This window comes from Bartonella sp. AP4SXKL (assembly GCF_042195845.1).
GTDB lineage: Bacteria > Pseudomonadota > Alphaproteobacteria > Rhizobiales > Rhizobiaceae > Bartonella.
The window spans coordinates 1-18289 of sequence record NZ_JBHIPA010000009.1; the positions used below are offsets into that span (position 1 = coordinate 1).

Below are 18289 nucleotides of genomic sequence, written 5' to 3' on the forward strand. Positions count from 1 at the left end.
GTTTTGCTATTCGTGAAGGTGGTCGTACTGTTGGTGCCGGTATCGTCTCTAAGATCATTGAATAAATAATGCTTGTTAAAGGGGTGTTAAAAGTGTTTTAGTTTTGAGAGTTAGGGGTATAGCTCAGTTGGTAGAGCGGCGGTCTCCAAAACCGCAGGTCGCGGGTTCAAGTCCTGCTGCCCCTGCCAAAGGGGGATTTTACATATAAGGGAGTGGATTTTGCTGCCTTTTTCGCTTTTTTTGATATGGGGCTTGTTTTTTTGTGTGTGAAACGGTATTGAATAGAAAGTAAAGAAATTGCATAAGTCTGAAAGTTGGCTTTTGCATTTTTTCCTGTTTATTTTGTTCTATAAAACACAATAGGACTAGAGAGAGTATAGTGTGACGATGGCATCTAAAACCAATCCGATTACCTTTTTGAAGCAGGTTTATGCAGAAACAATTAAAGTGAAATGGCCTACACGTCGTGAGACGGTTATTTCTACTATTATGGTTTTGTTGGTAACTGCATTGGCTTCAGCTTTCTTTTTTATTGTGGATCAGGTTATGCATTTTGGTGTTTGGCGGGTTATTGATCTTCTGAAATATCTTTTTAGTTGAGAATGTAAGGAAGTGTGACTGTGGCAGCTCGTTGGTATATTGTTCAGGCATATTCAAATTTTGAAAAGAAAGTAGCGGAAGCTATTGATAAGGAGGCAAAGCAAAAGGGACTTGATCATCTTTTTGAAAAGATTTTTGTTCCAACAGAGCGTGTTGTAGAGGTTCGTCGTGGACGCAAAGTTGATACTGAGCGAAAATTTTTTCCTGGTTATGTTCTTGTTCGTGCTGAGTTAACAGATGAAGTTTATCATCTTATTAAGAATACGCCTAAAGTGACAGGTTTTTTAGGGTCGGATGCGCGTCCTGTTCCTATTTCTGATCGAGAGGTTGAGCAAATTCTCAAACAAGTTCAGGAAAGGGTTGAGTCTCCAAAGTCCTCTGTATTGTTTGAGGTTGGAGAGCAAGTTCGCGTTGCTGATGGTCCTTTTGTTTCGTTTAATGGAATTGTTCAAGAGGTTGAAGAAGAGCGCTCTCGTCTTAAGGTTGAAGTGCTTATTTTTGGGCGTCCTACGCCTGTTGATTTGGAATTTGGTCAGGTTGAAAAACTCTGATTAAACTTAGAGTAGTTTTAATTACTTTAAGGAAGGAGTGGGAGGTGATTTATAGCTTTTGTCGGCTTAATGATCCGAACCACGTGACTGCAAGCGGGTAACGGGCAAGATGAATTGTCAGTATACCAGTGAAATTAAAGGCAGATTGTTATGGCAAAAAAAAGTATAGGTCAGCTTAAGTTGCAGGTTCCTGCAGGAGCTGCTACTCCATCTCCACCAATTGGTCCAGCTCTTGGGCAGCGTGGTATTAATATCATGGAATTTTGTAAGGCGTTTAATGCAGCGACACAAGAAATGGAAAAGGGGGCACCGATTCCAGTTGTTATTACGTATTACCAAGATAAGTCTTTCACCTTTTCTCTCAAGACGCCTCCTGTATCATTCTTTTTAAAGAAGGAAGCAAACCTGAAATCTGGCTCAAAAGAGCCTGGTAAAGTGTCTGTAGGAAGCATTTCTCGCGATAAAATTCGTTCGATTGCGGAATCAAAGATGAAAGATCTTAATGCGAATGACATTGAGGCAGCAATGCGTATGGTTGAAGGTTCTGCTCGCTCGATGGGCTTGGAAGTGGTGGGCTAATATTATGGCAAAAGTAGCAAAAAGAATAAAAAATATCCGAAAGGATATTGATTTTAATGAACTCTACGCTTTAAAAGATGCCGTTTCAATGGTTAAGGAGCGTGCCGTTGCTAAGTTTGATGAAACAATCGAAATTTCAATGAACTTGGGTGTTGATCCTCGTCATGCTGATCAAATGGTTCGAGGCGTTGCTCATTTGCCTAATGGAACAGGGAGAAATATTCGTGTTGCCGTTTTTGCTCGTGGGGATAAGGCTGAGGAAGCTAAGGCGGCAGGAGCTGATATTGTGGGTGCCGAAGATTTATTTGAAAGCGTTAATAGAGGGACTATAGATTTTGATCGTTGTATTGCAACGCCAGACATGATGCCTCTTGTTGGTCGTCTTGGTAAGATTCTTGGTCCACGGAGTTTGATGCCGAATCCGAAAGTTGGTACTGTAACACTTGATGTCGCCGGTGCTGTCAAAGCTTCTAAAGGTGGTGCTGTTGAGTTTCGTGTGGAAAAAGCTGGTATTGTGCATGCTGGTATTGGTAAGGCTTCTTTTGGTGTTGAAAAAATCGTAGAAAATATAAAAGCCTTTGCAAGTGCAGTTATTAAAGCTAAACCGCAAGGTGCAAAAGGTGAGTATATTAAGCGCGTTGCTGTTTCGTCGACTATGGGAATTGGTGTTAAAGTTGATCCAGCAACGGTTCGTTCAGAGCTAGTATAAGCTGATTTATAATTTTGTTTTGGGGTATGGGAATATCAAAATTGTATTTAAAATGCTGATTTTGATCAGCTCGCTATCTAAGCTTTATAGGGCTTAGGTTGTACCGGGAGAAATTCCGGAATATCCTGTCCGAGATTGTAGGTGATGCTTTTAAGTATCTTAATCAAAAAAACCTGCATGAGACTGGGGTAAAAACTGAGAGTTAAAAGACTTAAAGGGTTTGAGCCAAGGTTGCCTTTGAACGCTGTGCGTGAAAAAGGGGACAGGATCCTCATCGGTGACATGAAGTATTTTATGTTATCAAAGGTAACCAACAGGTTTGTTTTAAGCAAATCTGTTAAATGGAGAGAGACAGTGAATAGAGCGGAAAAACGCGAATTTGTTACATGGCTTAACGAGGCTTTTCGGAAGTCTGGTTCTGTTGTTGTTGCACATTATTCCGGTCTGACAGTTTCACAGATGAATGATCTGCGTTCGAAAATGGGTGAAGCTGGCGGTGCCGTTAAGGTCGCCAAAAACCGTCTTGCTAAAATCGCTCTTCAGGGCACGGAATCTGAATCGATAGTGGGTTTGTTTACTGGACAAACACTTATTGCTTATTCAGAAGATCCAATCACAGCACCGAAAGTTGCTGTTGATTTTGCGAAAAGCAATGACAAATTTGTCATACTTGGCGGTTCAATGGGTGCAACAAGTTTAACTGTAGATGCTGTGAAGTCATTGGCTTCATTGCCTTCATTAAACGAGTTGCGTGCAAAACTTGTGGGTATGATTTCTACCCCTGCGACCCGTATTGCACAGGTTGTTAATGCCCCTGCTGGTCAGGTTGCACGTGTCATTGGAGCATATGCTCAGGAGGATAAGGCGGCTTAAGGCTGTTTGTATTCACGTTTATGGAAGAGCTTTAATGCTTTTCTGTTTTTTTGAATAAGATTTAATAATGGTTCAAATCTTTTAATTGAAGGAATTTAAAAATGGCTGATCTAGAGAAGATCGTAGAAGACCTTTCTAATCTAACCCTTTTGGAAGCCGCTGAGCTTTCTAAGTTACTTGAAGAAAAGTGGGGAGTTTCGGCTGCTGCTCCTGTAGCTGTCGCTGCTGTTGCTGGTGCTGCTGCTCCAGCTGCTGAAGAAAAAACAGAATTTGATGTTATTCTTGTTGAAGGTGGCGCACAAAAAATTAATGTTATTAAGGAAGTTCGTGCTCTTACTGGACTTGGTCTTAAAGAAGCTAAAGATCTGGTTGAAGGTGCACCTAAGCCTATTAAAGAGGCTGCTTCTAAAGAAGAAGCAGAAAAAATTAAATCTCAACTTGAAGCTGCCGGTGCTAAGGTGGAACTTAAGTAAATTTAATTTTATCGGCGGGCATTTATGTTCGCCGATTTTCTTTCTCTTAATACAAAGAGGGAAAATAATGAGTAAAAAACTTTTCCCAATGGTTTCGTAACAGGAATGGGATAGGTTTGGATTACTTACCCCTTCATCATAGAGTCAAAGAGATAAATGGCTTATGTTGGTGGGGAAAGTTAATGATGCTCATTATTGAGTGTCAAGTGAACTGGTCTGCATATGCAGGTTAATGGTATAAGGCTTTCAAGGTTGGTCTACCTTGAAGAGTAAAGATCAAGGAGCGACGATGGCTCAGACTCACGCAATGATGTCTCAATTCAATGGTCGTAAGCGCGTACGGAAATTTTTTGGTAAGATTCCTGAAGTAGCAGAAATGCCGAATCTTATTGAGGTTCAAAAAGCCTCATACGATCAATTTCTCATGGTTGAGGAACCGAAAGGTGGGCGACCAGATGAAGGTTTGCAAGCTGTTTTTAAATCGGTTTTTCCTATTTCAGATTTTTCCGGTACAGCTATGCTTGAGTTTGTAGGTTATGAATTTGATTTACCAAAATTTGATGTTGAAGAGTGCCGTCAACGTGATTTAACTTATGCTGCCCCATTAAAGGTCATATTGCGTTTGATTGTTTTTGATGTTGATGAGGATACTGGCTCCAAAGATATCAAAGACATTAAAGAGCAAGGCGTTTATATGGGCGATATGCCTTTAATGACGACGAATGGTACCTTTATTGTTAATGGTACGGAGCGTGTTATTGTTTCTCAGATGCATCGTTCTCCTGGTGTCTTTTTTGACCATGATAAAGGAAAGTCCCATTCATCAGGAAAGCTTCTTTTTGCTGCTCGTGTTATTCCGTATCGTGGTTCTTGGCTTGATATTGAGTTTGATGCTAAGGACATCATTTATGCGCGTATTGATCGACGGCGCAAGATTCCTGTTACTAGTCTTTTGATGGCATTAGGTATGGATGCGTCGGATATTTTATCGACGTTTTATGATAAAGTGACTTATGAGCGTGATGGAGAAGGATGGCGAGTTCCTTATTCTGTGGATCGCTTTAAAGGAATGAAGCTCATTTCTGACCTTATAGATGCAGATAGTGGTGAAGTCGTTGCGGAGGCTGGTAAAAAATTAACAGTTCGTACTGCGAAGTCTTTGGTAGAAAAAGGACTTAAAGCGGTTAAAGTTAGTGAAGATGATTTATTAGGTTGTTATCTAGCCGAAGATATCGTCAATTACGAAACAGGTGAAATCTACCTTGAAGCTGGTGATGAAATTGACGAAAAAGTATTAAAAGTTCTGCTCGATGTTAGTGCTGATCAAGTCAATATTCTTGATATTGATCACATGAATATTGGCGCTTACATCCGCAATACTTTGAAGGTGGATAAAAATGAAAGTCGGCAGGATGCGTTATTTGATATTTACCGGGTGATGCGTCCAGGTGAACCTCCAACAATCGATACAGCAGAAGCAATGTTCCATTCATTGTTTTTTGATCCAGAGCGTTATGATCTTTCAGCTGTCGGGCGTGTTAAGATGAATTTACGTATGGATCTTGATTGTCCAGACACAGTTCGCATTTTACGCCAAGAGGATATTCTTGCTGTTGTTAAGATGTTGGTTGAATTGCGTGATGGACGTGGTGAAATTGATGATATTGATAATCTTGGCAACCGTCGCGTTCGTTCCGTCGGGGAGTTGATGGAAAATCAATATCGCATTGGTCTTCTTCGTATGGAACGTGCGATAAAAGAGCGTATGTCATCGGTTGAAATTGATACAGTTATGCCACAGGATTTGATCAATGCAAAGCCTGCGGCAGCAGCAGTCCGTGAATTTTTTGGGTCTTCACAATTGTCGCAGTTTATGGATCAAACCAATCCATTGTCAGAAATTACCCATAAGCGCCGTCTTTCTGCTCTTGGTCCAGGTGGTTTGACTCGTGAACGTGCGGGTTTTGAAGTCCGTGACGTACATCCTACGCATTATGGTCGTATTTGTCCGATTGAAACACCAGAAGGCCCCAATATTGGTCTGATTAACTCCTTAGCAACATTTGCGCGAGTTAACAAATATGGCTTTATTGAAAGCCCATATCGAAAAATTATTGATGGAAAAGTCACAAAAGAAGTTATTTATCTTTCAGCGATGGAAGAAGCAAAGCATTATGTCGCTCAGGCTAATTCTTCATTAGATAACGAAGGTCGTTTTATAGAAGAGTTTGTTGTTTGCCGTCATGCTGGTGAAGTTTTAATGGCGCCGCGTGATCATGTTGATTTGATGGATGTTTCACCAAAACAGTTGGTTTCAGTTGCAGCAGCGCTTATTCCTTTTTTGGAAAATGATGATGCGAATCGTGCGCTTATGGGATCGAACATGCAGCGTCAAGCAGTTCCTCTTGTACGCGCTGAAGCGCCATTTGTTGGGACGGGAATGGAATCTATTGTTGCGCGCGATTCAGGAGCTGCTGTGAGTGCAAAACGTAGTGGTGTTGTTGATCAAGTCGATGCTACCCGTATTGTTATCCGTGCAACAGAAGATTTAGATCCTTCAAAATCAGGCGTTGATATTTACCGCTTACAGAAATTTCAGCGTTCTAATCAGTCCACTTGTATTAATCAGCGTCCTCTTGTACATGTCGGTGATAGGGTAGAGAAAGGTGATATCATTGCAGATGGTCCATCCACGGATCTTGGTGATTTGGCTCTTGGGCGGAATGTTCTCGTAGCCTTTATGCCTTGGAATGGATACAATTATGAAGATTCTATTTTGTTATCCGAGCGCATTGTTGCTGATGATGTGTTTACTTCAATTCATATCGAGGAATTTGAAGTTGCGGCACGCGATACAAAACTTGGACCTGAGGAAATTACGCGCGACATTCCTAATGTTGCGGAAGAAGCGTTAAGAAATCTTGATGAAGCTGGCATTATTTATATTGGTGCTGAAGTTCAACCAGGTGATATTTTAGTTGGAAAGATTACCCCGAAAGGTGAAAGTCCCATGACGCCGGAAGAAAAGCTTCTGCGTGCAATTTTTGGGGAAAAGGCATCCGATGTTCGTGATACTTCTATGCGTATGCCTCCTGGGACTTTTGGTACTGTTGTTGAAGTTCGCGTTTTTAATCGCCATGGCGTGGAAAAAGATGAACGTGCGATGGCAATTGAGCGTGAAGAAATTGAGCGTTTAGCAAAAGACCGTGATGATGAACAGTCTATTCTTGATCGCAATGTTTATGCGCGCCTCACCGATATGTTGACAGGTAAAGTTGCTGTAGAAGGTCCGAAAGGCTTTTCGGGTAGTAAAAAGCTTGATAGTACAGTAATGGGGCATTATCCGCGATCCCAGTGGTGGCAATTTGCTGTTGAGGATGAAAAGCTTCAAAATGAAATTGAAGCTTTGCGCAAGCAATATGATGAATCAAAAGAAGCATTACAACGTCGCTTTATGGATAAGGTTGAAAAGGTCCAAAGAGGTGATGAAATGCCTCCTGGTGTCATGAAAATGGTGAAAGTTTTTGTGGCTGTGAAGCGCAAAATCCAACCAGGTGACAAGATGGCGGGACGTCACGGGAATAAGGGTGTTGTTTCACGTATTCTTCCCGTAGAGGATATGCCATTTCTTGAAGATGGGACCCATGCTGATATCGTCTTGAATCCGCTGGGTGTGCCTAGTCGTATGAATGTTGGACAAATTCTTGAAACGCATCTTGGTTGGGCATGTGCGGGGATGGGCAAGAAGATTGGTGCTTTGTTAGAGTTATATCAAGAGACTGGGGATATATTGCCGTTGCGTCAGCGTATTGAAAATCTTATGCCTGATGATAATCATAATGAACCAGTTCGTCAGTATGATAATGAAAGCCTTTACAAATTGGCATTGCAGATGAAGAAAGGGGTTTCAATTGCAACGCCTGTTTTTGATGGAGCACATGAGTCTGATATTAACATGATGCTGGAAGACGCAGGCTTAGATAGTTCAGGGCAGGTTACGCTTTATGATGGTCGTACTGGGGAGCCTTTTGATCGTCCAGTAACGGTGGGATATATTTACATGTTGAAATTGCATCACCTTGTTGATGATAAGATTCATGCGCGTTCTATTGGTCCCTATTCACTTGTTACGCAGCAGCCATTAGGAGGTAAGGCACAATTTGGTGGTCAGCGTTTTGGTGAAATGGAGGTATGGGCGCTTGAAGCTTATGGTGCTGCATACACTTTGCAGGAGATGCTAACAGTAAAATCAGATGATGTGGCTGGTCGAACAAAAGTCTATGAGGCAATTGTGCGTGGTGATGATACATTTGAGGCAGGTATACCCGAAAGCTTTAATGTGTTGGTAAAAGAAATGCGCTCACTTGCTCTTAATGTGGAGCTTGATGATGCGCGTGAACTTATTGCACAGCGGGCATTGTCTGATACGGCAGAATAATAATTCAAGGAGCGCACTAGAAAAGGGCTGCGCTCTTATTACTTTAAGAGGCTCAATAACCTTATTAAGGCTATACAGGTCATTTTTAAAAGTAAATGTATTTTAAAGAAGATCTGTTATAAAATAAATGAGATATTACAACAGGTTCTAAGAATCTTTGAAGGAGAACAGCATGAACCACGAGGTCATGAATCTTTTCAATCCTCAAGCGCCAGCGCAGACATTTGACTCTATTCGTATTTCTATTGCGAGTCCTGAGAAAATTTTGTCCTGGTCGTATGGTGAGATTAAGAAGCCTGAGACTATTAATTATCGGACTTTTAAACCAGAACGTGATGGTCTTTTTTGTGCACGTATATTTGGCCCTATTAAGGACTATGAATGTCTATGTGGCAAATATAAACGCATGAAGTATAAGGGCATTATTTGTGAAAAATGTGGTGTAGAGGTTACTCTTTCGCGCGTACGTCGTGAGCGTATGGGGCATATTGAACTTGCGGCACCCGTTGCGCATATATGGTTTCTTAAATCATTACCAGGCCGTATTTCTACACTTTTAGATTTAACTTTAAAAGATATTGAACGGGTTCTTTATTTTGAGAATTATATTGTAACCGAACCAGGGTTAACATCTCTTAAGCTCCATCAGCTTCTTTCTGAAGAAGAATATATGCTTGCTATTGATGAATTTGGAGAAGATCAGTTTACAGCTATGATTGGCGCTGAAGCTATTTACGAGCTTTTAGCTAGTATGGAGTTAGATAAAATCGCTAATGATTTGCGTCTTGAATTAGCTGAAACAACTTCAGAGTTAAAGCAGAAAAAATTGATTAAACGACTTAAAATCGTTGAAAATTTTCTTGAATCTGGAAATAAGCCAGAGTGGATGATTATGAAAACAATTCCGGTTATTCCACCGGATTTGCGTCCATTGGTTCCGCTTGATGGTGGGCGTTTTGCGACATCAGATCTGAATGATCTTTATCGGCGTGTTATCAATCGTAATAACCGCTTGAAGCGGCTGATTGAATTGCGAGCTCCTGGAATTATCGTACGCAATGAAAAGCGTATGGTACAAGAAGCTGTTGATGCATTGTTTGATAATGGACGGCGTGGGCGTGTGATTACTGGAGCCAATAAACGTCCTCTTAAGTCTTTATCAGATATGTTGAAGGGCAAGCAAGGGCGTTTTCGTCAGAACTTACTTGGGAAGCGTGTTGATTACTCGGGGCGTTCTGTTATCGTGACGGGTCCTGAATTAAAATTACATCAATGTGGTCTTCCCAAAAAAATGGCTCTTGAATTATTTAAGCCTTTTATTTATGCGCGGCTTGATGCAAAAGGCTATTCATCAACGGTAAAGCAGGCAAAGAAGCTTGTTGAAAAAGAACATCCAGAAGTTTGGGATATCTTGGATGAGGTTATTCGTGAACACCCTGTTTTGCTCAATCGTGCACCAACATTGCACCGTTTGGGAATTCAAGCTTTTGAGCCTATCTTGATTGAGGGAAAAGCTATACAGCTACATCCATTGGTGTGTACTGCTTTTAATGCGGATTTTGATGGTGATCAGATGGCGGTTCATGTTCCGCTTTCTCTTGAAGCACAACTTGAAGCCCGTGTTTTGATGATGTCCACCAATAATATTCTTCATCCGGCCAATGGTGCTCCCATTATTGTTCCCTCACAGGATATGGTTCTTGGTCTTTATTATCTTTCAATTGTTTCTGAAAAAGAACCAGGTGAAGGAATGGCCTTTTCTGATATAGGTGAGCTTCATTATGCCTTGGAAAATAAGGTTATAACGCTTCATACGAAGATTAAAGGCCGTGTTAAGAATATGGGGAAGGATGGAAAAGAAGTCTCTAAACTTTATGATACGACACCTGGTCGTTTGATTATCGGTGAGCTTTTGCCAAAAAGTGCGGATATCTCATTTGATATTGTCAATCAAGAGATGACGAAAAAGAACATTTCTAAAATGATTGATCATGTTTATCGGCACTGTGGACAAAAAGAGACGGTTATTTTTTGTGACCGTATTATGCAGCTTGGCTTTTCTTATGCTTGTCGTGCAGGAATTTCATTCGGTAAGGACGATATGGTTATTCCTGATAGTAAGTCGCGTTTAGTCGCAGAAACAGAAGCTTTGGCTAAGGAGTACGAACAGCAATATAATGATGGTTTGATTACACAAGGTGAAAAATACAATAAGGTTGTAGATGCTTGGGGTAAATGTACAGATCGCGTCGCTGATGAAATGATGAAACGTATTCAAGCTGTGGATTTTGATCCTAAAACAGGTCGTCAACGGCCGATGAATTCTATCTATATGATGTCGCACTCTGGTGCTCGTGGTTCTGCTAACCAGATGAGACAATTGGCCGGTATGCGTGGATTAATGGCAAAACCATCGGGTGAAATTATTGAAACACCCATTATTTCAAATTTTAAAGAAGGTCTAACTGTTAATGAATACTTCAATTCCACGCATGGTGCACGTAAAGGACTTGCTGATACTGCGTTAAAGACGGCGAACTCTGGTTATTTAACACGGCGTCTTGTTGATGTTGCACAGGATGCTATTATTTCAGCAGTTGATTGTGGTACCGCAAAAGGGCTTACCATGCAGCCGATTGTTGATGCAGGACAAATTGTTGCCTCCCTTGGGCAAAGAATTCTTGGTCGTACAGCGCTTGTTGATATTCTACATCCTGTCTCTGGAGAGGTTATCCTTGAAGGTGGAGCAATGATTGAGGAAGCTGATGTCGCGAAGATTGAAGCAGCTGGGATTCAATCTGTTCAAATTCGTTCTGCATTAACATGTGAAACACGTCTTGGTGTTTGTGCAAAATGCTATGGTCGTGATTTGGCGCGTGGAACACCTGTTAATCAGGGAGAAGCGGTTGGTGTTATTGCTGCTCAATCCATTGGTGAGCCGGGAACACAGCTTACTATGCGTACTTTTCACTTAGGAGGAACTGCGCAGGTTGTTGATTCATCGTATTTAGAGGCATCTTATGAAGGTAAGGTGGAGATTCGTAATCGTAATGTAGTTCGTAACTCTGAAGGCCATTTGGTTGTTATGGGGCGTAATATGGCTATCCTTATCAAGGATGAGTTAGGAAAAGAGCGCGTTGTACATCGTGTTAGCTATGGTGCTCATATTTTTGTTGATGATGGTGATGTGGTTAAACGTGGCCAACGTATAGCAGAATGGGATCCTTATACACGTCCAATTTTAACGGAAGTTGAAGGCTATGTGGGTTTTGAAGATATGATTGATGGTTTATCTGTCACTGAAACAGCTGATGAATCTACGGGTATTACGAAGCGTTTGGTGATTGATTGGCGCGCTAATCCACGTGGTGCGGATCTTAAACCAGCTATTATTATTCACACGGATAAAGAAGGTGAATCCATTGCTAAATTGTATAAGGGAGGTGAAGCCCGTTATATGATGTCAGTGGAAACTATTCTTTCTGTTGAGCTTGGTGCTCATGTTAAGGCTGGTGATGTTATTGCTCGTTTGCCAATGGAAAGTGCCAAGACGAAAGATATTACGGGTGGTCTTCCTCGTGTGGCTGAGCTTTTTGAAGCGCGTCGTCCAAAGGATCATGCGATTATTGCTGAAGTTAGTGGTACAATTCGATTTGGCCGTGGTTATAAGAATAAACGTCGTATCATTATTGAACCAAATGATAAAACTCTTGAGGCAGTAGAATACTTGATTCCAAAAGGTAAGTTGTTCCACTTCCAAGAAGGCGATCAAATTGAAAAGGGAGATTATATCCTTGATGGTAATCCAGCACCTCATGACATCTTGGCGATTAAGGGGGTTGAAGCTTTGGCATCTTATCTTGTTAATGAGATTCAGGAGGTTTATCGTCTGCAGGGAGTTCTTATTAATGATAAGCACATTGAAGTGATTGTTCGTCAAATGTTGCAAAAAGTTGAAATTACTGAATCTGGAGATTCTGGTTATATTCCAGGTGATAATGTTGATCGTATTGAACTTGATGAAATCAATGATAATTTGATTGCAGAAGGGAAGAAACCTGCATCTGGTAATCCCATTCTTCTTGGAATTACAAAAGCTTCTCTTCAAACACCTTCTTTCATTTCGGCGGCATCGTTTCAGGAAACAACACGTGTTCTTACTGAAGCAGCAGTTTCTGGTAAAATTGATACTTTGCAAGGACTTAAAGAGAACGTTATTGTCGGTCGTCTTATTCCAGCAGGTACGGGTGGTACAATTTCTCAAATCCGTCGTATTGCTGCAGTTCGTGATGATTTGATTGTAGATGAGCAGCGTAAGTCTAGTAATAACGAAGTGGCTAAGGCTATGTTGACAAATATGACAACTGGGGCCGTTACTGAATAATTTAAATACAACACCACATAATATAAAAACGTCTGAATAGAAAGTTCAGACGTTTTTTATTTCGAAATGCAGAAGTTGTATATTTTCTTGAAAAATATCAAAAATTATAAGGCGATAGTTATTTTAAACATCTTTAGTAGCTTATTATTTTGTAATGATGCTTATCTTTTTTGTTACTTTATTTTAAAGTTTCTTAATTTCTAAAAGCAGTATAGAATTTTTCCAAAATATGTGAAACTCAAAAATCATATTCAAGGAAAAGAGTTGATTATCTACAAATCAAATAAGATTGATTTTGAACTTTAGGAAAATTTTTGATTGATATCTTCTATAAAAATTTAAAAGGACTTATGATGAAAGATCAAGAGTCTTTTCTATAATCTAAAAAATAATTGATTCTCTACTATACAATGTTTGTGAATGTATTTTCTTCTAAATTAGAATGCAGAAAAGTAGAGATTAAGGTGCTCACTAAGTTTTATAAAAAATAGACATATTTCTTATAACAATGTGATCTATGCAGACAGAATAATAAAATGTACGAATATTATTCAATTGGAAAATTAACACGTGAGTTTTCAATAATAGCTCGAACTTTGCTATGAAGAAGAGGGACTTCTTATCCCTTTTCGGTGTGGAAGTACACGGCTTTATACATAAACGGATCGTCATAAGTTAAAACAAATCCTGTATGCTAACAGAGTAAAATTTTCGTTGTCTGAAATATCTGATATGTTGACAATGGTTGGAAAACCACCTGATGATGAGAAAAAGCTTAAGAAATTAATTGCAGGAATTCATAAAAAACAAACTGATTTAAAGCAGATGCAGCATGATGTTGATGATCTTCTACAGGATTTAGAACGAATTGAAGAGAGTTTTTTTGAGAGCTTAGCGGAGTTGGGGGGTAGTCATTGATTATAAATTTATTTTGTCTTCTTTTAGACTAATTTCTTTCTCTTAAAAGAAATAGATTATACCGTCTCTAAGGGGAATATTTACCACTGCGTGAAATGTGTAAGTCATTTAAAGAAATAGAGTGTTTGAAAAAGCTGCAAAGGTATTTTCGCAGTATATTATTCTTGATAAGAAAAAACTATTTTTCATAAAGAAAGTAAAAACAATGACAGTTTCTCCTATGAGTGTTTTTCAATCTATATTGTCACGAAAGTCAATTCGCGCTTTTACTGATCAGCCAGTTAGTTTGGAAACAATCAAAGAAATCTTAAAACTTGCAGCACGTGCACCATCTGGAACAAATATTCAGCCATGGCAAGTAATTGTGCTTACAGGAAGTGTATTACAGAAAGTAGGGCAAGAGCTTTCACAACTTGTGCTTTCAGGTGTAAAAGGAGAGCGTGAATATAGTTATTATCCACGTCAGTGGCGTGAGCCCTATATTTCAAGGCGTCGAAAAGTTGGTTTGGATCTTTATCAGAGTCTTGGAATTCAAAAAGGTGATGAAGAAAAAATACTTCATCAAAAGGCGCGAAATTTTTTATTTTTTGATGCACCTGTAGGACTCTTATTTACAATGGATCACGACATGGAAATGGGGAGTTGGCTTGATTTGGGTATGTTTATGCAGACCATTATGTTAGCTGCACGTGGATTTGGATTAGATACCTGTCCTCAAGCTGCTTTTGCTGATTATCATAAACAGATTCGTACGCTTTTATCTATTCCTTCTGATCGCCATATTATCTGTGGTATGGCACTTGGTTATCGCGATATGAGTGCTCCAGAAAACAATTTTGAGACAGAACGAGAATCGTTAGAAAAATTTGTACGTTTCATTGAAACATACCCATAAAATATTTTATACAATTAAGCATATGTTTTGAAGAACTTAGTGCATTATGAAAAATATTTCCGATAAGATTTCTCATCCTTATTGAATTTTAATATTGCATATTAACACTTATTTTACTACGTTTGGAACATTGGGAGTGGTGACTCTAGGGGCATTGTCCGTTTTAAAGGTTGGCTAATGGAAAACACTATAGAAAGAAAGTGTTGGGTGGTAGCAAGGCGAGCGACATTCGTGTTTATTGTTGTCATTTTTTTAGTTTATCTCGCAATTTGATTTTAAACGGAAGAAACGTTATGAAAAAGCATATATGCTCAAGCTGTACTATAGTTTAAGGTGATACGTGTTTCTATCTGTTTTTGAACTTTTTAAAATTGGGATTGGTCCTTCTAGCTCACATACGATGGGACCAATGACTGCTGCTAATATGTTTTTGCAAAAGATAGGAGATTTTTCTCAGTCGTCTGATGTTCAAGTTTCTCGTATACGTGTTTATCTTTATGGTTCTTTAGCTTTCACGGGTATTGGTCATGCAACAGATAGAGCTATCATATTAGGACTTTTAGGAGAAAAAGCTTCTACTGTTGATCCTGATAGCATGGGGTTTTTGTTAGAAAAAGTTATACGTGAAAAAAAAGTGCAACCAGAAGGTCATCCCGCTTATCAGTTTGATGTGCAACGTGATCTTATTTTTGAACGAAAGCAAATCCTCCCTGGACATACAAATGGACTAGCCTTTGAAGGACTTGATACTGATGGGAATGTTCTGTTGCGGCAGATTTATTATTCTATCGGTGGTGGCTTTGTTGTGACTGAGGATGAATTAAGCCATATGAATGATAATATACAACCAGAAGCATTTGAGGTACCATATCCATTCGATTCTGCTTGTACAATGTTATCAATGGCAGAAAAATCAGGGCTTTCAATTGCTGAAATGAAGCGCTTAAATGAAGAAACAAAGATAGAGCGTTCTTCTCTTGATGTAGGGCTTGATGAAATTTTTTCAGCGATGACAAATTGCATTGATAGAGGTCTTTCACAAGAAGGTGAGTTGCCTGGTGGATTGCGTGTTTTAAGGCGCGCTAAAAAGCTGCATGAAACGCTTTTGGAAAAACAAAAGAAAAATTACAATTATCCACTTTGGGCAAATGATTGGCTTTCGGTATATGCTATAGCAGTCAATGAGGAAAATGCAGCAGGTGGTCGTGTTGTTACAGCACCAACAAATGGAGCAGCCGGTGTCGTCCCAGCCGTTTTGCGTTATTATCTTCAGTTTAATGATGATTCAGATCGAGAGGGAATACATAATTTTCTATTAACGGCAGCAGCTATAGGTGGTGTTATTAAACATAATGCCTCTATTTCTGGTGCAGAAGTTGGGTGTCAAGGTGAAGTTGGAACGGCATCTTCAATGGCCGCAGCAGGGTTGACCGCAGCGTTAGGTGGAACACCAGCTCAAATTGAAAATGCGGCAGAAATTGCGCTTGAACATCACTTGGGAATGACATGTGATCCTGTTGCAGGTCTTGTACAAGTGCCTTGTATTGAGCGTAATGCAATGGGAGCTGTTAAGGCGGTAACGGCTTCTTCTCTTGCATTATATGGTAATGGAGATCATTTTGTTTCTCTTGATGCTTGTATAGAAACAATGCGCCAGACTGGTCATGATATGAGTGAACGCTATAAAGAGACAAGTAAAGGTGGTCTTGCAGTCAATACGATATCTTGTTAAGAGCTGGAACATTTTTCAATCCATAACTGGACTTTTTGGAGAGAGATCGTATTTCCTAATAAAGCTTATGTTTTTTGTTCCTTATAAATCAAAATTCCACTTTAGTGCAGCAGTAGTTTGAAATAAATCTGAGATGATTCAGTGTTTTCTTAACGAATAATAGGTGTTGCATGCAAGCTTGGAGGGGAGAGTGTTGTACATCTGTTTGATTTGTCTCTAAAGTGGGGAAAAGTGTAATTTGGAAAAAATAAGAAAGCGTAAAGTAAAATTAGTGATCAATCTGCCATTATTTTTAGCTGGGTTTTATGGCTTTAAAAAGTTTCCATAGCCATATATCTTTTAAGTAATGGAAGATTATGCCTGAGTATCCAAGGAAAATTTGTTTTAAGTCTGAATAATTATGATGAAGAAAGTAGAATTTTAAAGGTTTTAATTTTTTAAAAGTGAAGTTTTTTCTACCTAGTATGGTAAAAAATGCCTTGAAAAAAAACACTAATTTACAATAATTAAGAGATATATTGGAAATATCTTTTTTATTTATAAATTTTGTACCGACAAAAAAATTAAAATAAATAATAACGTATACATTAAGAAATATTTATAAAAATTCTCATGAGAATAGAATGCACACGATAGAACATTGTCGTGTTACGCGTTCGTGAGTTCGTTTTAAAAAAATATCTCTCAGGCCTCCCCCCAAGCTCATTTCGCGATGGTACCTGTGAATGATATAACGGTAAATCCATTGAGCTGTCTCTATCTTTATGCTTAATAAAAAGAAGTACGCTGGCATGGTTACACACTTTACCAGAGCCCCCCTCTGTACAGGGGGACTAAAGCACTTGGCATTTGAAACGGTTCATTATAGGCATTTTTAGTCTTTTTGGGACAGTTTCACGCTACACACTAATCTCGCTCATAACATGCAAGAGACGGTTTTGATTGATTCAACATAAACAGATTTTAAATGAGAGAATCTTACGATATTCGAGATTCTCATCTAACAAACAAAATAATTAATTATCTTTATAAATCAGTATCTTGCATATGAATAATATAATGTAAGTTTTCCATGAATGGTATAAAATCTATAGAGTATTAGCATCTTTATTTATAAAGGGAGAAAACCAGCACTATCATCCTTTTTTCAACTTTCAATATTACAAAAGATCCTAGTACTTGAAATGATTCATAAGGGATACTTTGATTCCTTTTGTAAATGCTTTATATGTCAATTTTGCTCGTGATGAGCAAGCGAGCGATTTTGACTGATTCAATATAAGAAGTAAAATAAGAGTATTTTACGAAAATCTCTTGTTCAATATACAAAAAATAAATTATAATTATAAATTAAAATCTTATGGAAATCGTTATCATAATATTTAATCTGATAATTTATTTACGTTTTTTCATCGATAGTATTTGTATTTTCCAATTTTCTGTGCCTGTTGACATAAATACAAGTAAGAGAAGTGAGATTGTTTTTTTTTACAGCGTTTATGTTGTATAGGGAGCGTTATTAAGAGGGATTTTCTTTATTGAACTTTTACAATAATCCCACCAAATGATAAGCTTTCATCTAATGAAGCTATTCATTTTTTCCAGAAAGATATCAAGGATAATTTTTTATATTAAATCCAAAAAGTGGAAAAATATTGGGTATTTTTATGTCCTTAACAATGTTTTATTGAAAGCTTGGAGATATTGGATAGTTGGAAAAGCTGTCAGAAAATTCAACAATTTAAGAAAAAAGTATGTTTATCAAAAGGTTTTCTAAGGCTGTAGATAATGGTTAATAATAAAATAATTTTTTAGAGAGGGTCTGTAGAATTAAATATTTGTTGCTCCTAAACGGATTTTAATAGGCACATTACCAGTTTGGCTCGCAACGCGTAAATGAATGCGTACAGGAGGCATTATGAGACGACGGTTGCGCATTGTTTGGCAAATGAGAAGGTTAACAAGAGACTGTGTATCTAATGCAGTAGAATTATATTTTAAACCAGTAAGTTTTGCGGCAGCATCGTGAAGAGAACGCAATGAAAGGAGGGATGATTGCTTCAATAAAACTTCTTTTTTATGGAATGAAGCAAAAGCATTATCTGTCATAATACTATCCTTAACGCAGAATTCAAAA

Annotated in this window: 12 protein-coding genes, 1 tRNA gene and 1 pseudogene; 13 read left to right on the forward strand and 1 reads right to left on the reverse strand. The window is 38.7% G+C overall.

What is annotated here, in order from left to right:
- From ACFIMI_RS05810 to ACFIMI_RS05870, 13 genes and pseudogenes are all read left to right on the forward strand, one after another.
- Window positions 1-65 (forward strand): annotated as a pseudogene (locus ACFIMI_RS05810) (elongation factor Tu); the annotation flags it as partial.
- A gap of 47 nt (window positions 66-112) precedes the next feature.
- Window positions 113-188, forward strand: a tRNA-Trp gene (locus tag ACFIMI_RS05815).
- A gap of 199 nt (window positions 189-387) precedes the next feature.
- Window positions 388-600 (forward strand): preprotein translocase subunit SecE, encoded by a 213-nt coding sequence (gene secE / locus ACFIMI_RS05820; protein WP_273790652.1) that lies wholly within the window; start codon window positions 388-390, stop codon window positions 598-600.
- 20 nt (window positions 601-620) lie between these two features.
- Window positions 621-1151, forward strand: coding sequence for a transcription termination/antitermination protein NusG (gene nusG / locus ACFIMI_RS05825; RefSeq protein ID WP_273790740.1), 531 nt, complete (start codon window positions 621-623; stop codon window positions 1149-1151).
- A gap of 150 nt (window positions 1152-1301) precedes the next feature.
- A complete protein-coding gene (gene rplK / locus ACFIMI_RS05830; protein ID WP_273723157.1) occupies window positions 1302-1730 on the forward strand; it encodes a 50S ribosomal protein L11 in 429 nt (142 codons plus the stop codon).
- Between the two features lie 4 nt (window positions 1731-1734).
- Window positions 1735-2439: a 50S ribosomal protein L1 gene (gene rplA / locus ACFIMI_RS05835; protein WP_375613460.1), complete on the forward strand. Its 705-nt coding sequence runs from the start codon at window positions 1735-1737 to the stop codon at window positions 2437-2439.
- Window positions 2440-2793: 354 nt separating this feature from the next.
- Window positions 2794-3312: a 50S ribosomal protein L10 gene (gene rplJ, locus ACFIMI_RS05840; RefSeq protein ID WP_012755027.1), complete on the forward strand. Its 519-nt coding sequence runs from the start codon at window positions 2794-2796 to the stop codon at window positions 3310-3312.
- Window positions 3313-3413: 101 nt separating this feature from the next.
- Entirely contained in the window at window positions 3414-3785 is a 372-nt protein-coding gene (gene rplL, locus ACFIMI_RS05845; protein ID WP_273790654.1) for a 50S ribosomal protein L7/L12, read from the forward strand.
- 289 nt (window positions 3786-4074) lie between these two features.
- Window positions 4075-8223 (forward strand): DNA-directed RNA polymerase subunit beta, encoded by a 4149-nt coding sequence (rpoB, locus tag ACFIMI_RS05850; protein ID WP_375612113.1) that lies wholly within the window; start codon window positions 4075-4077, stop codon window positions 8221-8223.
- Between the two features lie 172 nt (window positions 8224-8395).
- Window positions 8396-12607 carry a DNA-directed RNA polymerase subunit beta' gene (gene rpoC / locus ACFIMI_RS05855; RefSeq protein WP_375638422.1) on the forward strand — a complete coding sequence of 1404 codons (4212 nt, stop codon included), beginning with the start codon at window positions 8396-8398 and terminating at the stop codon, window positions 12605-12607.
- A gap of 714 nt (window positions 12608-13321) precedes the next feature.
- Window positions 13322-13525, forward strand: a complete 204-nt coding sequence (locus tag ACFIMI_RS05860; RefSeq protein ID WP_375638423.1) for a hypothetical protein — start codon at window positions 13322-13324, stop codon at window positions 13523-13525.
- A gap of 205 nt (window positions 13526-13730) precedes the next feature.
- Window positions 13731-14420 carry a nitroreductase gene (locus ACFIMI_RS05865; protein ID WP_375612167.1) on the forward strand — a complete coding sequence of 230 codons (690 nt, stop codon included), beginning with the start codon at window positions 13731-13733 and terminating at the stop codon, window positions 14418-14420.
- 340 nt (window positions 14421-14760) lie between these two features.
- Window positions 14761-16152 (forward strand): L-serine ammonia-lyase, encoded by a 1392-nt coding sequence (locus tag ACFIMI_RS05870; protein WP_375692341.1) that lies wholly within the window; start codon window positions 14761-14763, stop codon window positions 16150-16152.
- Between the two features lie 1830 nt (window positions 16153-17982).
- Here the strand turns inward: ACFIMI_RS05870 and ACFIMI_RS05875 are convergent.
- Window positions 17983-18261: a hypothetical protein gene (locus tag ACFIMI_RS05875; RefSeq protein WP_375612117.1), complete on the reverse strand. Its 279-nt coding sequence runs from the start codon at window positions 18259-18261 to the stop codon at window positions 17983-17985.
- Window positions 18262-18289 lie beyond the last annotated feature (28 nt).

Coding starts and splice junctions, on each gene's coding strand:
- ACFIMI_RS05875 (WP_375612117.1), bottom strand. CDS start 18,261: ATGACAGATAATGCTTTTGCTTCATTCCATAAAAAAGAAGTTTTATTG.
- rpoB (WP_375612113.1), top strand. CDS start 4,075: ATGGCTCAGACTCACGCAATGATGTCTCAATTCAATGGTCGTAAGCGC.
- secE (WP_273790652.1), top strand. CDS start 388: ATGGCATCTAAAACCAATCCGATTACCTTTTTGAAGCAGGTTTATGCA.
- rpoC (WP_375638422.1), top strand. CDS start 8,396: ATGAACCACGAGGTCATGAATCTTTTCAATCCTCAAGCGCCAGCGCAG.
- ACFIMI_RS05865 (WP_375612167.1), top strand. CDS start 13,731: ATGACAGTTTCTCCTATGAGTGTTTTTCAATCTATATTGTCACGAAAG.
- rplA (WP_375613460.1), top strand. CDS start 1,735: ATGGCAAAAGTAGCAAAAAGAATAAAAAATATCCGAAAGGATATTGAT.
- rplK (WP_273723157.1), top strand. CDS start 1,302: ATGGCAAAAAAAAGTATAGGTCAGCTTAAGTTGCAGGTTCCTGCAGGA.
- rplL (WP_273790654.1), top strand. CDS start 3,414: ATGGCTGATCTAGAGAAGATCGTAGAAGACCTTTCTAATCTAACCCTT.